14 protein-coding genes are annotated in these 14,803 nt (G+C 63.6%); 6 read left to right on the top strand and 8 right to left on the bottom strand.

What is annotated here, in order from left to right; all coding sequences use genetic code 11:
- Positions 1 to 2 precede the first annotated feature (2 nt).
- Positions 3 to 728 carry an HAD family hydrolase gene (locus tag CK218_RS13715; RefSeq protein ID WP_067003634.1) on the top strand — a complete coding sequence of 242 codons (726 nt, stop codon included), beginning with the start codon at positions 3 to 5 and terminating at the stop codon, positions 726 to 728.
- On the opposite strand, the gene CK218_RS13710 is transcribed toward CK218_RS13715, so the two are convergent.
- Entirely contained in the window at positions 729 to 1,439 is a 711-nt protein-coding gene (locus CK218_RS13710) for a 50S ribosomal protein L11 methyltransferase (protein ID WP_245435026.1), read from the bottom strand.
- Complete coding sequence (locus tag CK218_RS13705; RefSeq protein ID WP_095828211.1) at positions 1,436 to 3,409, bottom strand: long-chain fatty acid--CoA ligase; 1,974 nt, start codon at positions 3,407 to 3,409, stop codon at positions 1,436 to 1,438. Before CK218_RS13705 ends, CK218_RS13710 begins: the two co-directional genes overlap by 4 nt.
- 477 nt (positions 3,410 to 3,886) lie before the next feature.
- Between CK218_RS13705 and CK218_RS13700 the strand changes: the two genes are divergently transcribed.
- From CK218_RS13700 to CK218_RS13680, 5 genes are read left to right on the top strand one after another with little or no spacing between them, the layout of a single operon-like run.
- Complete coding sequence (locus tag CK218_RS13700; RefSeq protein WP_095828059.1) at positions 3,887 to 5,485, top strand: ABC transporter substrate-binding protein; 1,599 nt, start codon at positions 3,887 to 3,889, stop codon at positions 5,483 to 5,485.
- Between the two features lie 50 nt (positions 5,486 to 5,535).
- Positions 5,536 to 6,543: an ABC transporter permease subunit gene (locus CK218_RS13695; protein ID WP_067003640.1), complete on the top strand. Its 1,008-nt coding sequence runs from the start codon at positions 5,536 to 5,538 to the stop codon at positions 6,541 to 6,543.
- Between the two features lie 26 nt (positions 6,544 to 6,569).
- On the top strand, positions 6,570 to 7,454 hold the full coding sequence (locus CK218_RS13690) for an ABC transporter permease subunit (RefSeq protein WP_067003755.1): 885 nt from the start codon (positions 6,570 to 6,572) through the stop codon (positions 7,452 to 7,454).
- Positions 7,454 to 8,305 (top strand): ABC transporter ATP-binding protein, encoded by an 852-nt coding sequence (locus CK218_RS13685; RefSeq protein ID WP_095828058.1) that lies wholly within the window; start codon positions 7,454 to 7,456, stop codon positions 8,303 to 8,305. The genes CK218_RS13690 and CK218_RS13685 overlap by 1 nt, the downstream gene beginning before the upstream one ends.
- A gap of 13 nt (positions 8,306 to 8,318) precedes the next feature.
- Positions 8,319 to 9,143 carry a dipeptide ABC transporter ATP-binding protein gene (locus tag CK218_RS13680; protein WP_095828057.1) on the top strand — a complete coding sequence of 275 codons (825 nt, stop codon included), beginning with the start codon at positions 8,319 to 8,321 and terminating at the stop codon, positions 9,141 to 9,143.
- Between the two features lie 22 nt (positions 9,144 to 9,165).
- Here CK218_RS13680 and CK218_RS13675 read toward each other — a convergent pair whose 3' ends face one another.
- From CK218_RS13675 to CK218_RS13650, 6 genes are all read right to left on the bottom strand, one after another.
- Entirely contained in the window at positions 9,166 to 10,446 is a 1,281-nt protein-coding gene (locus CK218_RS13675) for a cysteine desulfurase-like protein (protein WP_095828056.1), read from the bottom strand.
- Between the two features lie 39 nt (positions 10,447 to 10,485).
- Entirely contained in the window at positions 10,486 to 11,160 is a 675-nt protein-coding gene (locus CK218_RS13670) for an amino acid ABC transporter permease (protein ID WP_095824273.1), read from the bottom strand.
- A gap of 108 nt (positions 11,161 to 11,268) precedes the next feature.
- On the bottom strand, positions 11,269 to 12,054 hold the full coding sequence (locus CK218_RS13665; RefSeq protein ID WP_067003647.1) for an ABC transporter substrate-binding protein: 786 nt from the start codon (positions 12,052 to 12,054) through the stop codon (positions 11,269 to 11,271).
- 83 nt (positions 12,055 to 12,137) lie between these two features.
- Entirely contained in the window at positions 12,138 to 13,277 is a 1,140-nt protein-coding gene (locus CK218_RS13660) for an aminotransferase class V-fold PLP-dependent enzyme (protein ID WP_095828055.1), read from the bottom strand.
- Positions 13,278 to 13,436: 159 nt separating this feature from the next.
- Positions 13,437 to 14,165 (bottom strand): GntR family transcriptional regulator, encoded by a 729-nt coding sequence (locus tag CK218_RS13655; RefSeq protein WP_095828054.1) that lies wholly within the window; start codon positions 14,163 to 14,165, stop codon positions 13,437 to 13,439.
- Positions 14,166 to 14,396: 231 nt separating this feature from the next.
- Positions 14,397 to 14,792 (bottom strand): RidA family protein, encoded by a 396-nt coding sequence (locus CK218_RS13650; RefSeq protein ID WP_067003651.1) that lies wholly within the window; start codon positions 14,790 to 14,792, stop codon positions 14,397 to 14,399.
- Positions 14,793 to 14,803 lie beyond the last annotated feature (11 nt).

Below are 14,803 nucleotides of genomic sequence, written 5' to 3'. Positions count from 1 at the left end.
GATTGGCGGATATCAAGGGAATTCTGTTCGACAAGGACGGGACGCTTGTCGACTTCAACGCTACCTGGCTCGGCATTGCCGATTTCATGGCCATGGACGCCGCCGAAGGCGATCGCTGGAAAGCCGACAGGTTGCTCGCCGCCGCCGGCTTCGATTTCGTCAGCAAGCGCTTCAAGCCGGATTCGATCTTTGCCTCGGGCTCGAACATGGACGTCGTCGAGCTCTGGTTCCCGCGCCTGTCGGAGGAGGACCAGATGCTGGCCGTCGCCCGCTTCAACGAGATCACCTCGGTTCAGGGCTCGTCGATGGCTGTCGCGCTGCCCGGTATCGTCGAATCGCTGCGGGCGCTGCACAAGCGATCCTTCCGGCTGGGCGTCGCCACCAACGATTCCACCAGCGGCGCCGAGAAGACGCTCGCCACGCTCGGTGTCGCGCAGCTCTTCGACGCCGCCTTCGGCTATGATGCGGTCGCGAACCCGAAGCCCGCGCCCGACACGGTCATCGCGTTCTGCGATCTGACGGGACTGAAGCCCGGCGAGATCGCCATGGTCGGCGACAATCGCCACGATCTCGAAATGGCGCGCGCCGGCGGCTGCGGCCTGGCGATCGGCGTGCTTTCCGGCACAGGCACGCGTGACTCGCTGTCGCCGATGGCCGACGTCATCCTGGATTCGGTCGCCGACCTGCCGGATTTTCTCGCCGCGCGGATGAGTGTGCCGGCGGGCTGATCAGGGCTCGCTGGGAAGGAACGCAAATATCCCGCTCGGTTTCGGCGCGCTACCGCCGTTTCCGCCGACATCAGGCACCTGATACTCGCCAAGCAGGCGAAGCCGCCGCCTGGGCAGCCAGGCTCGGCCCGGGTCGCCGACCAGCACTTCGATGCCCGCGGCAAGGCAGCGGTCGAGGAAGGGGACGATCCGCCGCGCGACCGCTTGCCCATAGAAAACGTCGCCGGCGAGCACAATGTCGACCGACGGCGGCGGACCGCCGCTGATGTCCTCGCCGATTATGATGATGGCGACGCCGTTGGCCTCCGCGTTGAGGCAGAGCGCGACGATGCCGTTGCGGTCGATCTCCGCCGCGGTCACTTCCCTGGCCCCGGCTCGCGCCGCGGCGATACCGACAAGGCCGGAACCGGCGCCGAGGTCGAGCACGCGCCGGCCGGCAACGGTTGACGGCCGGTCGAGAACATAGCGCGCCAGCACTGCGCCGCCCGCCCAGGCATAGGCCCAGTAGGGCGGTTGCGGCTCGGCCGCTTGCTCATGCGAGCCGTCCTCCGGTTCCAGCAGCCGCCTCAGCCCGCTGCCGGGATGGGCCGTATAGAGCCGGATTTCAGGCAGCGACGGCACCGACTGAAGCCGCATGTTCGCCTTGATGAATTCGGCGGGATCGAGGCCGGCGCGATCTGTTGGCGCCAGGCCGGCAACATTTTCGTTCAAATCTGCTCCCGCAAGGCGCGCCGCAGGATCTTGCCGACCGGCGTCTTCGGCAGTTCGGCGCGGAATTCGATGTATCTCGGCCGCTTGTAGCCGGTCAGGTTCTCGCGGCAAAAGACAGTCAGCGTCTCGATGGTGAGCGCTGGATCCTTCCTGACCACGAACAGCTTCGGCACCTCGCCGGAGTGCTCGTCCGGCACGCCGATCGCCGCCACTTCGAGCACGCCCGGGTGCTGCGCCACGACTTCTTCCAGCTCGTTCGGATAGACGTTGAAACCGGAGACCAGGATCATGTCCTTCTTGCGGTCGACGATCTTGGTGTAGCCGCGCTCATCCATGAAGCCCATGTCGCCCGACTTGAAGAACCCGTCCTTGGTCATCACCTTGGCGGTCTCGTCCGGCCGGTTCCAGTAGCCGGCCATAACCTGCGGACCCCGGATGCAGATCTCTCCGACTTCGCCGAGCGGCACGTTGTTGCCGTCGTCGTCGCGGATGGCGATCTCGGTCGATGGCAGCGGCAGGCCGATCGTGCCGGTAAAGTCGCTGGAGCTGAACTTGTTGGCGGTCGCCACCGGCGAGGTTTCGGAAAGTCCGTAGCCTTCGCTCACCGGACAGCCCGTCAGCGCCTTCCAGCGCTCGGCCACGCCTTTCTGCACCGCCATGCCGCCGCCGAGAGTGAGGATCAGCGGCTTGAAGTCGAGCTTGCGGAAATCCTCATTGTTGAGCAGCGCGTTGAACAGCGTATTGAGGCCGGGAAAGATGTGGACCGGGTATTTCTGCAGTTCTTTCACGAAGCCCGGAATGTCGCGCGGGTTCGGAATGAGCACGTTCTGCGCGCCTTGCTGCATGCCCATCAGCGCGTTCACCGTCAGCGCGAAGATGTGGTAGAGCGGCAGCGCGCAGACGAAGTTGAGATGCGCCGGCTTCGGCTTGACCGTATAGGCGTCCTCCACCCAGAGCGAATTCTGCGCCACGTTGGACAAGACGTTGCGGTGCAGCAGCGTCGCGCCTTTCGACACGCCGGTCGTGCCGCCGGTATATTGCAGGAAGGCGATATCGTCGCCCGACACTGCCGCCGGCTTGAAGGCGCTTGCCGAGCCCGCCTTGAGCGCGGCGTTGAATTTGACGTGGCCGGGCAGCGACCAGGCGGGAACCATCTTCTTCACCCGCCGCACGACGAGATTGACGATCGCGCCTTTCAGCCCGCCCAACATGTCGCCCATCGCCGCGACCACGACATGCTTGACCGGCGTCCTGGCGATCACCGCCTGCAGCGTGTTGGCGAAGTTCTCCAGAATGACGATGGCCTGCGCGCCGGAATCCTTGAGCTGATGCTCCAGCTCGCGCGGCGTGTAGAGCGGGTTGACGTTCACCACCGTGAAGCCGGCGCGAAGCACGGCCATCATCGCTACCGGGTATTGCAAAACGTTCGGCATCATCAGCGCCACGCGCGCGCCCTTCTCCAGTCCCTTCGACTGCAGATAGGCGCCGAAGGCCGCCGAAAGCCGCTCGAGCTCGGCATAGGAGATCGACTTGCCCATGCACACGAACGCCGGCCGGCTGGCGAACTGCTTGCAGGCGCCGACAAGGAAGTCGCCAATGGAATCGTAAGGCAGCGGACCGATCTCCGCCGGCATGTTCTTCGGGTAGTTTTTCAGCCAAGGCTTTTCCGGCAACCCTGCCGCGAGTTCCGTGATCGCCTTGGGCAGCCGCCTGGCCGATCCCGAGGCTGCCTTTGCCGCAGGCCTGGCGGTCTTTGCGGTTGCAGCCTTGGCGGCGGATGTGGGGTTCGTCTTCTTTGCAGCGGCAGCCGGTTTCGCAGTGGTCTTCGGCTTGGAGCCGGCCTTTGCAGGTGACGGCGTTTTGGCTGGCGAAGCGGTCTTGGAAGATGAAGCCTTGGGCGCGCCCGCATCGACGGGCGCGGCCTTGGCTCTTGCCTTCGCCGGGGGCGTTGTCTTTGCTGCTTTTGCCACCAAATCCCTCCCTGGTGTCCTGGTTTTGCTTCTGCGCCGCATCTCTTTCCGATTTCGGAAGCGTTCCTCCCGCTGCGGCCGATTGCGGATTCCAAGAAATCCGGCCTGGCATCTATGTATTGCCTCTATCGGCGGCCGTGCAAGTCTTGCCCCAGCGGCAGCGGCGGAAAGATTTGCCGCCGAAATCCTGTCCCTCGACGCCTCCCGCAGGCGTGTCCCAACGAGGACCTGGGATCGCAGGCAGGAGCTCCTTGTTTCATTTCGGCAGAGCCTCAATCAATAAAAAAATGCGGTTGTTAACATTAGCGTGAGCGAAAAATTCTGCTCATTTTTTCTGCTATTTGAGGAAAATGCGGATTCTTTTCCTGCTTACCGTGGGGTACGCAAACGGGGTGTTCCAAAGCCCCAAAAACGGTGCTTATATGCGCGCTTCGCGAGCCTGATAGAGGGGCTTGGAAGAACATCAGGGAGTGCTCAATGAAAAAGACAATGACTTTTGCAGCCGCGTTGCTGGCTGCAAGCGTCCTCGGCGGGATGGCCAATGCAAAGACGCTTGTTTATTGCTCGGAAGCGTCGCCGGCCAATTTCGATCCGGGTACGACGACGGGCGGCAACGACTTCGACGCTTCGTCGCGCACGGTCTATTCGCGCCTGGTCGAGTTCAAGCATGGCGGCACCGAGATCGAGCCCGGCCTCGCCGACAAATGGGAAATCTCCGACGACGGCCTGGTCTATACTTTCCACCTGCACCCTGGCGTGAAGTTCCAGACCACCGACTATTTCAAGCCGACCCGCGACCTCAACGCCGATGACGTCGTCTTCTCGTTCGACCGTCAGTTCAACAAGCAGAATCCGTGGAACGGCGAGAAGTATCTGCCGAACCTGACCTGGGACTACTACACCGGCATGGACATGCCGAAATACGTCGCCAAGTGGGAAAAGGTCGACGACCTCACCGTCAAGCTGACGCTGACCGAGCCGAACGCGCCGATGCTGGCCAATCTCGGCATGGACTTCGCCTCGATCGTGTCGAAGGAATATGCCGACCAGCTCGAGAAGCAAGGCAAGATGGCCGACTTCTCGACCAAGCCGATCGGCACCGGGCCGTTCCAGTTCGTCGACTATCAGCTCGACTCGGTCATCCGCTATGCGGCGAACCCCGACTACTTCAAGGGCAAGGAGAAGATCGACGATTTGGTCTTCGCCATCACGCCTGACGCGACCGCCCGCATCCAGAAGGTGCTGGCCGGCGAATGCGATGTCGCTCCCTATCCGAACCCGGCCGACATCGCCACCATCAAGGCCAACAAGGACGTGACCCTGATGGACCAGGCCGGCCTCAACATCGGCTACATGAGCTACAACACCACGATCCCGCCGCTCGACAAGCCGGAGGTTCGTCACGCGCTCAACCAGGCGATCGACCGGGAAGCGCTGATCAAGTCGCTGTTCCAGGACGCTGGCGCGACGCCGGCGCAGAACCTGATTCCGCCGACCATGTGGTCGTGGGACAAGGATGTGAAGTTCGATTCCTATGACCCGGAAGCGGCCAAGAAGGTGCTGGCCGACGCCGGGCTGAAGGAAATCCAGCTCTGGGCTTCCGACCGCGTTCGTCCTTACAACCCGAACTTCCAGCGCGCGGCTGAGCTGATCCAGGCCGACTGGGCCAAGGTCGGCGTCAAGGCCGAGATCGTCAACTACGAGTGGACCAAGTATCGCGAGGAAGGCAAGAAGAAGGAGCGTCCCGGCGCCTTCCAGATCGGCTGGACCGGCGACAATGGCGATCCGGACAATTTCTTCGCCACCCTCTTCGCGTGCTCGGCCATCGGCGTCTCGAACTATTCCAGCTGGTGCGACAAGGACTTCGAGGACCTGATCCAGAAGGCCAAGAAGACCAGCGACCAGGGCGAGCGCACCAAGCTCTATGAGCAGGCCCAGGAAATCTTCGCCAAGCAGGCGCCGGCCTTCCTGCTGGCTCACAGCCAGGTCTATGCCGTTGTCCGCAACAACGTCAGCGGCTTCAAGATGGACCCGCTCGGCATTCATCGCTTCGACGGCGTTGACAAGGCCGAGTAATATTTGCGAACGGGGCGGCGCGAATTGTCGCCGCCCCATTCCATTTCACGATGCTCAGATATCTCCTCAACAAAATCGCACTTCTGATCCCGACGCTCGTCGGCATCACCATCTGCGCCTTCGCCTTTGTCCGGCTGCTGCCCGGCGATCCGATCCTGGCCATGGCCGGCGAGCACGGCGTCACCCCCGCCCGCTACGAAGAGCTCAAGGAACAGTTCGGCTACAATTTGCCGGTCTGGGAGCAGTATGCGCGCTATGTCGGCGAGGTCGCGACCGGCGATTTCGGCGTCTCGATTTCCTCCAAGCGCCCGGTGCTCCAGGAGTTCAAGACGCTCTTCCCGGCGACGCTGGAATTGTCCTTCTTCGCCATGATCTTCGCCATGGCGATCGGCATCCCGGCCGGCATATTCGCGGCCGTCAAACGCGGCTCATGGTTCGATCAGTCGTTGATGGGCACCGCGCTGGTCGGCTATTCCATGCCGATCTTCTGGTGGGGCCTGCTGCTCATCATCTTCTTTTCCGGCTATCTCGGCTGGACGCCGGTGTCGGGCCGCATGGGCCTGCAGTTCTTCCTGAAGCCGATCACCGGTTTCATGACCATCGACAGCATTCTCTACGGCAAATGGGACGCGCTGCGCTCGGCGCTCAGCCATCTCATCCTGCCGGCGATCGTGCTCGGCACGATTCCGCTGGCGGTGATCGCGCGCCAGACCCGTTCGGCCATGCTCGAGGTGCTCGGTGAAGACTATGTCCGCACCGCCCGCGCCAAAGGTCTTTCCGCCGCCCGCGTCATCGGTGCGCACGCACTTCGCAACGCCCTGATCCCGGTCGTCACCACGATCGGCCTGCAGGTCGGCACGCTGCTTGCCGGCGCTATCCTCACCGAAACCATCTTCGCCTGGCCGGGCATCGGCAAGTGGATGGTCGATTCCATCTTCAAGCGCGACTATGTCGTCGTGCAGTCAGGTCTGCTTTTGATCGCACTCATCGTCATGGCCGTTAACCTCATCGTCGACGTGCTTTATGCCGTCATCAACCCGCGCATCAGGGCGGCGTGATGAGCCAGTCGACCGAAATCGCCCCGATGGCCGCAGGCAGCCCGGACCGGCTGACCGGCTTCAAGACCTTCTGGCACTATTTCTCGGTGAACCGCGGCGCCGTCATCGGCCTGGTCGTCTTCATCCTGCTGGTGCTGGCGGCGCTCTTTGCGCCGTTGCTCGCGCCCTATGCACCCGACGTGCAGGACAAGACCGCCTTCCTCAGGCCGCCGGCCTGGCAGGCGGGCGGCAGCTCGCAATATATCCTCGGCACCGATCCGGTCGGCCGCGACATCCTCTCGCGCCTGCTCTATGGCGCGCGTTTCTCGCTGCTCATCGGCGCCGTCGTCGTCACGCTGGCCCTCGTCGGCGGCATCACGCTCGGCTTGCTGGCAGGCTATTTCCGCGGCTGGGTCGACGTCGCAATCATGCGCGTCATGGACCTGATCCTGGCCTTCCCGTCGCTGCTTCTGGCGCTGGTGCTGGTCACCATTCTCGGACCCGGGCTGTTCAATGCGATGCTGGCGATCTCGCTTGTCCTGCAGCCGCATTTCGCCCGCCTGGTGCGCGCTGCGGTGATGGCCGAGAAGAGCCGCGAATATGTAGTGGCTGCCAAGGTCGCCGGCGCCGGGCACCTGAGGCTGATGCTCAGGACCATCCTGCCGAACTGCCTGGCGCCACTGATCGTCCAGGGCACGCTGTCCTTCTCGAACGCCATCCTCGAAGCCGCAGCGCTTGGCTTCCTTGGACTCGGCGCGCAGCCGCCGACGCCTGAATGGGGCACCATGCTGGCCTCGGCGCGCGAATTCATCCTGCGCGCCTGGTGGGTGGTGACTTTCCCCGGCCTTGCCATACTTATCACGGTGCTCGCCATCAACCTGATCGGCGACGGCCTGCGCGACGCGCTCGATCCGAAGCTCAGGAGGTCGTGATGGCATTGCTCGACATCCAGAACCTCATCGTCGAGTTCCAGACCGCCTCCGGCCCATTCCGCGCCGTCGACGGCGTCTCGCTCCGTGTCGACGAGCGCGAGGTGCTCGCCATCGTCGGCGAATCCGGCTCCGGCAAGTCGGTGTCGATGCTGGCGGTTATGGGCCTGTTGCCCTGGACGGCCGCTGTCACCGCCGACCGCATGACGTTTGGCGGCCGCGATCTCCTCAAGATGGGTCCGGCCGAGCGCCGCAAGATCATCGGCAAGGACATTGCCATGATCTTCCAGGAGCCGATCGCCAGTCTCAATCCTTGCTTCACCGTCGGCTTTCAGATCGAGGAAGTGCTGCGCTTCCATCTCGGCATGGATCGCGCACAGCGCCGGGCGCGCGCCATCGAGTTGTTGAAGCAGGTCGGCATTCCGGAGCCGGCCGAGCGGCTCAACTCCTTCCCGCACCAGATGTCGGGCGGCCAATGCCAGCGCGTCATGATCGCCATGGCCATTGCCTGCAATCCGAAGCTGCTGATCGCCGACGAGCCGACCACCGCGCTCGACGTCACCATCCAGAAGCAGATTCTCGATCTGCTTGTGTCGCTGCAGGCCAAATACGGCATGGGGCTGATCATGATCACCCACAATATGGGCGTGGTCGCCGAGACCGCCGATCGCGTCATCGTCCAATACAAGGGCCGCAAGATGGAAGAGGCCGACGTGCTGTCGCTGTTCGAGAACCCCAAGAGCAACTATACGCGCGCGCTGCTGTCGGCGCTGCCGGAGAACGCCATCGGCGACCGGCTGCCGACCGTCTCCGACATGCTGTTCGAGCCGGCGCCCCCAGAAGCCAGTGCATGACCGGAGCCGGCGCATGACCAAGGTTGTCGAAGGCAAGAACATCAAGCGCGACTACCATGTCGGCGGCGGCCTGTTCCGCCCCGCGCGCACGGTGCATGCGGTGAAGGGCGTCTCCTTCAGCGTCGAGAAGGGCAAGACGCTCGCCATCGTCGGTGAAAGCGGCTGCGGCAAGTCCACGCTCGCCCGCATCATCACGCTGATCGATCCCGCGACCGCCGGCGATTTGTTCATCGACGGCAACAAGGTCGACATCGCCAAGGACGGGTTGACCAAGGAAATGCGCCGCAAGGTGCAGATCGTCTTCCAGAATCCCTACGGGTCGCTCAACCCGCGTCAAAAGATCGGCGACGTGCTCGGCGAGCCGCTGCTGATCAATACCGATAAGCCGGCCGAGGAACGCCGCGACCTGGCGATGAAGATGCTGAAGAAGGTCGGTCTCGGCCCCGAGCACTACAACCGCTATCCGCATATGTTCTCCGGCGGTCAGCGCCAGCGCATCGCCATTGCCCGCGCACTGATGCTGAACCCGAGCCTGCTGGTGCTGGACGAGCCGGTCTCGGCGCTCGATCTTTCGGTGCAGGCGCAGGTGCTCAACCTGCTCGCCGACCTGCAGGACGAGTTCAAGCTGACCTATGTCTTCATCAGCCACGATCTGTCGGTGGTGCGCTACATCGCCGACGACGTGATGGTGATGTATTTCGGCGAGGCGGTCGAATACGGCTCGCGCGACGAGGTCTTCTCGGACCCCAAGCACAGCTACACCAAGACGCTTTTCGCCGCGACGCCGCGCGCCGACGTGGCAAGCATCAAGGCGAGGCTGGCGAAGAAGGCGGCGTAGGCTCGAACCAGACGTCCGGGCGTCACGACAGCTTCGCAATGATTGCCCGCAGCGCTTCGCCGAAACGGTGCACTTCCTCGACCGTGTTGTAGTGCACCAGCGAGGCGCGGATCGCGCCGCTGTCCATCGACAGGTGGAGCCGCTTCATCAGCCGCGGCGCGTACATATGACCGTCGCGGATGCCGATCTGCAAGGCCGCCATCTCCTCGACGATCCTCTGCGGCGACAGTGTGCCGATGTTGAAGCAGAAGGTCGGCACGCGCTCATGGATGCGCGCCTCGTCGGCGACGCCGTAAATTGTCGCGCCGCAGGCCTTCAGCACCTTCATCATCTCGCGCGCCAGCGTCAGCTCGTACTCGCGGATGGCGTTCATGCCGGCGACGATGTTGTCGCGGCGCGAGCGGTTGTTCTCGGCCAAGAAATTGCGGCCGATCGACTCCAGGTAGCGCACCGCTGCGTCCATGCCGGAGACATTCTCGTAGATGAAGGTGCCGGCCTCGACCTTGTAGGGCGGCTCATCCGGGATGAAGTCCTCGCGAAAGGTCGGCAGCCGCTTCAGCGTTTCGAAGCGGCCCCAGAGAAAACCCATATGCGGCGAGAAATTCTTGTAGCCTGAGCAGACGAGATAGTCGCAGTCCCAGGCCTGCACGTCGATCAGCCCGTGCGGCCCGTAATGCACGCAGTCGAGGAACACTTCCGCGCCTGCCGCATGCGCGATCTTGGCGACCGAAGCGACATCGACAATCGAGCCGATCGAGTGCGCGGTTACCGTGCAGGCGACGAGCCGGGTGCGGTCCGACATCAGCGGCTTGAGGTCGTCGACATGCAGATTGCCGTCCTCGCGCATGCGCCACCATTTGAACCTGGCGCCGGCCTGCTCCAGCGCCAGCCATGTCGCGATGTTGGCGTCATGATCCATGTCGGTGACGACGATCTCGTCGCGTTCCGAAAGCATCTGGCCGATGCCGAGGCTGACCAGGCGGATGAACGAGGTGGCGTTCATGCCGAAGCAGATTTCGGACGGGCTGTAGGCGTTGATCAAAACCGCCACGCTTTCACGCGCTTCGGCGACGGACTGGTCGACGGTGACGCTGCGGCCGTAGCGGCCGCCGCGCTGCACGTTGTGCGCCACCAGATGGCTGGTCACCGCGTCGAGCACGCTTTGCGGGATCTGCGCACCGGCGGCGTTGTCCATGAAGATGAAGTCGCCGGCCTGCCGGAGCGCCGGGAACATGGCGCGGATCTTCTCGACCGGGAACGAAGCGGCGCTCTCCTGCGCTTTCGAAACATGGTGTCGGTTCACGGGAGTCTCCTTCAGCTAATCGAGGTCATCCTAAGGGGATCAGTGCGCGGACCGAGCTTTACCGCGCTCTTCGAGGTAGCCGACCAACCGCACCAGCGGCCACAGGAAGGCGAGATAGATGATCGCCGCGCCGATCAGCGGCGTCGGATTGGCCATCAGCGCCTGCGCGTCGGTCGCCTGCTTCAAGAGGTCCGGCATCGCCACCACCGAGGCGAGCGCGGTGTCCTTGAACACCGAGACGCAGTTGCTGGTGAGCGGCGGAATGACGACACGGATCGCCTGCGGCAGGATCACCTTGCGCATCGCGACCCAAAAAGGCAGGCCGAGCGCCGAGGCCGCCTCGAACTGGCCCTTCGGAATGTTCTCGATGCCGGCGCGGCAGACTTCCGCCGTGAAGGCCGCCAACACCAGCGACAGCGCAAGTGCTGCCGAGACGAAGGACGACAGGCGGATGCCGATGAAGGGCAGGGCGTAGTAGATCAGGATCAGCACCACCAGGATCGGAAGCGCGCGGAACATGTCGATATAGAGCGTCGCCAGCCGCCTGAGCGGCTTCGGCGCGTAGAGCCGCACCAGGCAGATCGCCAGCCCGCCGATCGTGCCGAAGACGATCGCCGCGCAGCCGAGCAGAATGGTATTGCCAAGACCGCGGATCAGGATCGGAAACGATCGGACCAGGATGCCCCAGTTGAAGAAGGTGTCGATCAGTTCCATCGGCGCTCACCGTGAGACAAGGTTCGCCGTGTTTGGCGAGACCCAAATGGTCGAAGCGAGAGCGCCAACTCTTGCTGCCGCTCCCGTCTAAATTTCTGATCAGCCGGCTTATTGCGGGATCGGGCCAGGCGTCACCGTGCTGGTGCCGGCTTCCGGATCGACGCCGAACCACTTTTTGTGGATCGCGGCCATGGTGCCATCCTTCTTCATTTCGCTGATGGCGTCGTTGACCTTTTCAAGCAGCGGATGGCCCTTCTTGGTCATCATGGCGAAGCGCTCGCCGGTCGGGATGCGCACCAGGATCTTTAGCGCTGGCATCTGCTTGATGGCGAACAGGAAGCCGGCGAGCTCGCCCGCGCCGCCGTCGATGCGGCCGTTCTGCACGTCGAGCAGAAGGTCCTGCTGGGCGTTGTAGCTCTTGGTTTCTGCAACGCCGAGCTTGGCGGCGTTCTCCTTCATGTAGGCTTCGCCTGTCGAGCCGGCGATGACCCCGATGGTCTTGCCCTTCAGATCGTCGAGCGATTTGATGGCGGAATCCGCCTTGCCGACGATGGTACCGTCGCTGTCGTAATAGGCTTGCGTGAAGCCCTGGTTCTGCAGCCGCTCCTTGGTGACCGAGATCGAGGACACGGCAAAGTCGATGCGGCCCGAAGCGGTCGCTGCGAACAGCGCCTGGAAGCCGAGATCCTGGAACTCGACCTCTGCGCCGATGCGCTTGGCGACATCATTGGCGACGTCGATCTCAAATCCCTCGAAGGCGCCCGAATCGGTCTTGTATTCCCATGGCGGGTTGGCCGGATAGGCGCCCACCATGATCTTGTCGGCGAAGGCGGGCGCCGCAAAGGCGAGGCCGGCAGCGACGGCCATCCCAATCAGTCCTAGACGTTTCAACATCTTGCTTCCCTCTGGTTCGGTTCCTGATCCGCCCCTTTCCGGCGCCAAACTCCCGGGCGCCGCAGGCGAGGCGGTACCTGAATTCACGACGCGCGGCGTCGCCGCGAACCGATATGCTCCGTGAGCTGCGCGATCAGCGCATCGACCGCCGTCTCTGTGGTGACCATGCCGGGAGACAGCCGCAGCGTCGTGCCGCGCGCATCGCAGTAAAGCCGCTCGTCGCGAAGCGCAGCTATGATCTTCGCCGGCTCGGTACCTTGCGGCAGGCCGAGCATCACGCTGCCGCCACGTTCACTGGCATCGAGCGGCGAGCGGACCTCCCAGCCATTTTCCAATGCGGCACCGATGATACGCTCGACGAGCCCGGCATTCTGCGCGCGGATGACGTCGATTCCGGTCTGTTCCACCCACTCCAGTCCGGGCAGCGAGGCGACGCTTCCCAGGATCGCCGGCGTGCCATGATCGAAGCGGCGCGCATCGTCGGCGTAAGTGAAAGCGTTAAGATCCCAGGAGAACGGGTTCGGCTGGCTGAACCAGCCCCGCAACTCCGGCCGGCAGGACGCCAAAAGGTCCGGCGCGACATGCAAAATGCCGGCGCCGGAGGATCCGCACAGCCATTTTAGCGAGGTCGAGACGACGAAATCGACCGGCGTTGCCGCAACCGAAAACGGCGCCACGCCGATACCCTGTGTGACATCAACGCCGACTATGCTGCCCATGGCGCGGCCATGCGCGGCGAGGCGGCCGACATCGCAGCGGTGCGAGGCCGTCGAGGTGACGAAGGTAATGAGCGCGAGCCCGACATCCGCCTGCCAGCGGTCGATGAAATCCTGGTCGCGAACCCAGGTCTCGCCAGGCCGCAATGGAACGGTGTCGAGGGTGAAGCCGAAACGCTCTCCCAAGCCCGCCAGCAGGAAATGCAGGCTAGGAAAACAGTCGGCGGCGACCAGCAGCCGCTTTCCCGCCAGCCGCTCCGTCGGCAAGCCACCGATCAGGCTATAGAGCGCGGCGGTGACATTCTCGGCCGTGGTCAGCGTGCCTTGCGGCGCCTCGATCAGCCGCCTCCAGGCATCGATGAAGCGTTGCCGCGCCGCAAGCGCGGCAGGCCACTGACCGTCGTCTTCCGCCGACCAGATGTTCGAGAAATCCGTCAGCGAGGCGGCCATTCGCTCGGCCTTGCCGGGGAAGGTGCCGATCGAATGATAGAGAAAATAGCCGGACATTCGCTGTCTCGCTCCCTGTGATCATGTGATCACAAATACGGACAGGGATCAATGCGCCGCGGCTGAAGAAATGCGGGTCGGCGCCTCAAAATCCGGCTGTTCTCTTGGTCCAGGAGCTTGGCCCAGGCGGCTTCAAAGCCACTCTGCGGCGGCCGCCTATCAAGGCGCCCTTCCGAAAGCGGCAAAATCGACCGGTCTGGGCTCCGGCACGTCAGGACAGATCGCCCGCAAAGTCGCTTGTGTCGCCGTGATATCGGCCACCACCTCGTCGCGCGCGCGGGTGAAATCCTTGTCCTTAATGGCCGCTATGATCGCGGCGTGCCGGCCCGAAGGCTCCATGGTGCCGGCGCGCATCAGCGGCGCGACATGGTTGGACAACAGCCGCATGTACGGACCGAAGCGCAGCCACAGCGTCTCGATCAGCTGAAACAGCACGTCGGAGCCCGAGGCGCGGTATATGGTGAAGTGGAACTGCTGGTTCTTGGCGATCAGCTCGTAGATGCTGCCGTCGCGGCCGATCGCCCGCTGGTCGTCGGTAACCCTTTGCAGCAAGCCGATCTCGGCTGCGGTCAGGCGCGGCGCGCCAAGCTCGGCGGCCAGCCCCTCGACGGCGAGCCGGGCCCGGCAGAGGTCGTCGAGCCGCGCCCGCGTCACCACCGGCACGCAGGCTGAGCCGTTCTGCGAGATTTCCAGCGCGTTCTCTGCCGCCAGCCGCCGCAACGCCTCGCGCACCGGCATGTTTGAGGTGCCGAAAGCCTCCGCCAGCGAGGCGATGGTCAGCACCTGCCCGGGATCGAAGCTGCCGACCATGAGGGCATGGCGAAGCTGCTGGTAGACGCCATCCTGGACGGTGATGCGTCCCGATACTGGTTCGAAGCCCAGAGCCACGCTTTTGCTTTCCTTTGGGTGCCGGCAAAGTTTATCGTGCGAATATCCGCCGACGCGGGTATGATCATCTGATCACAGATTGTGGCGGCAGCCAAGCGGCCGTTGCCGTACTGTCACGGCAATGCTGACGGACGGAGGCAGATACAATCCCTCGAGCGTCAGCGCCGAGTTGGCGTAGCCGCCTTCGCGGCTTCAGGCCATTGCGAAATAGAAGCCAGTAGCGCCTCCGGCTCACTCCGGAATAATTGCGATTGCCTGTATCTCCACCTTCGCCCGGTCCTCGACCAGCGCCACCACCTGCATGGCGGCCATCGCCGGAAAATGCCGGCCGATGACGGCGCGGTAGGCTTCGCCGATCCCTTTGAGGTTGGCGAGGTACTCGGCCTTGTCGGTAAAATACCAGGTCATCGAGGTGATGTGTTGCGGCTCCCCGCCGGCCTCGGCGAGAACGGCGACGACATTGGTGAGGGTCTGGCGCACCTGATCGACGAAATCGTCGGTCTCGAACCGGCACTCGGCATTCCAGCCGACCTGGCCGCCGATGAAGACCAGCCGGCCACGCGCGGCAACGCCGTTGGCATAGCCGATCGGTTTGGCCCAGCCTTCCGGCTGCAGGATCGTGTGCATGTCTAGCCTCC

Origin of the sequence: Mesorhizobium sp. WSM3879 (assembly GCF_002294915.1) — a bacterium.
Lineage (GTDB): Bacteria > Pseudomonadota > Alphaproteobacteria > Rhizobiales > Rhizobiaceae > Mesorhizobium.
Note: the sequence above shows the minus strand (reverse complement) of the source record. Positions and strands in the feature narration are given on the sequence as shown.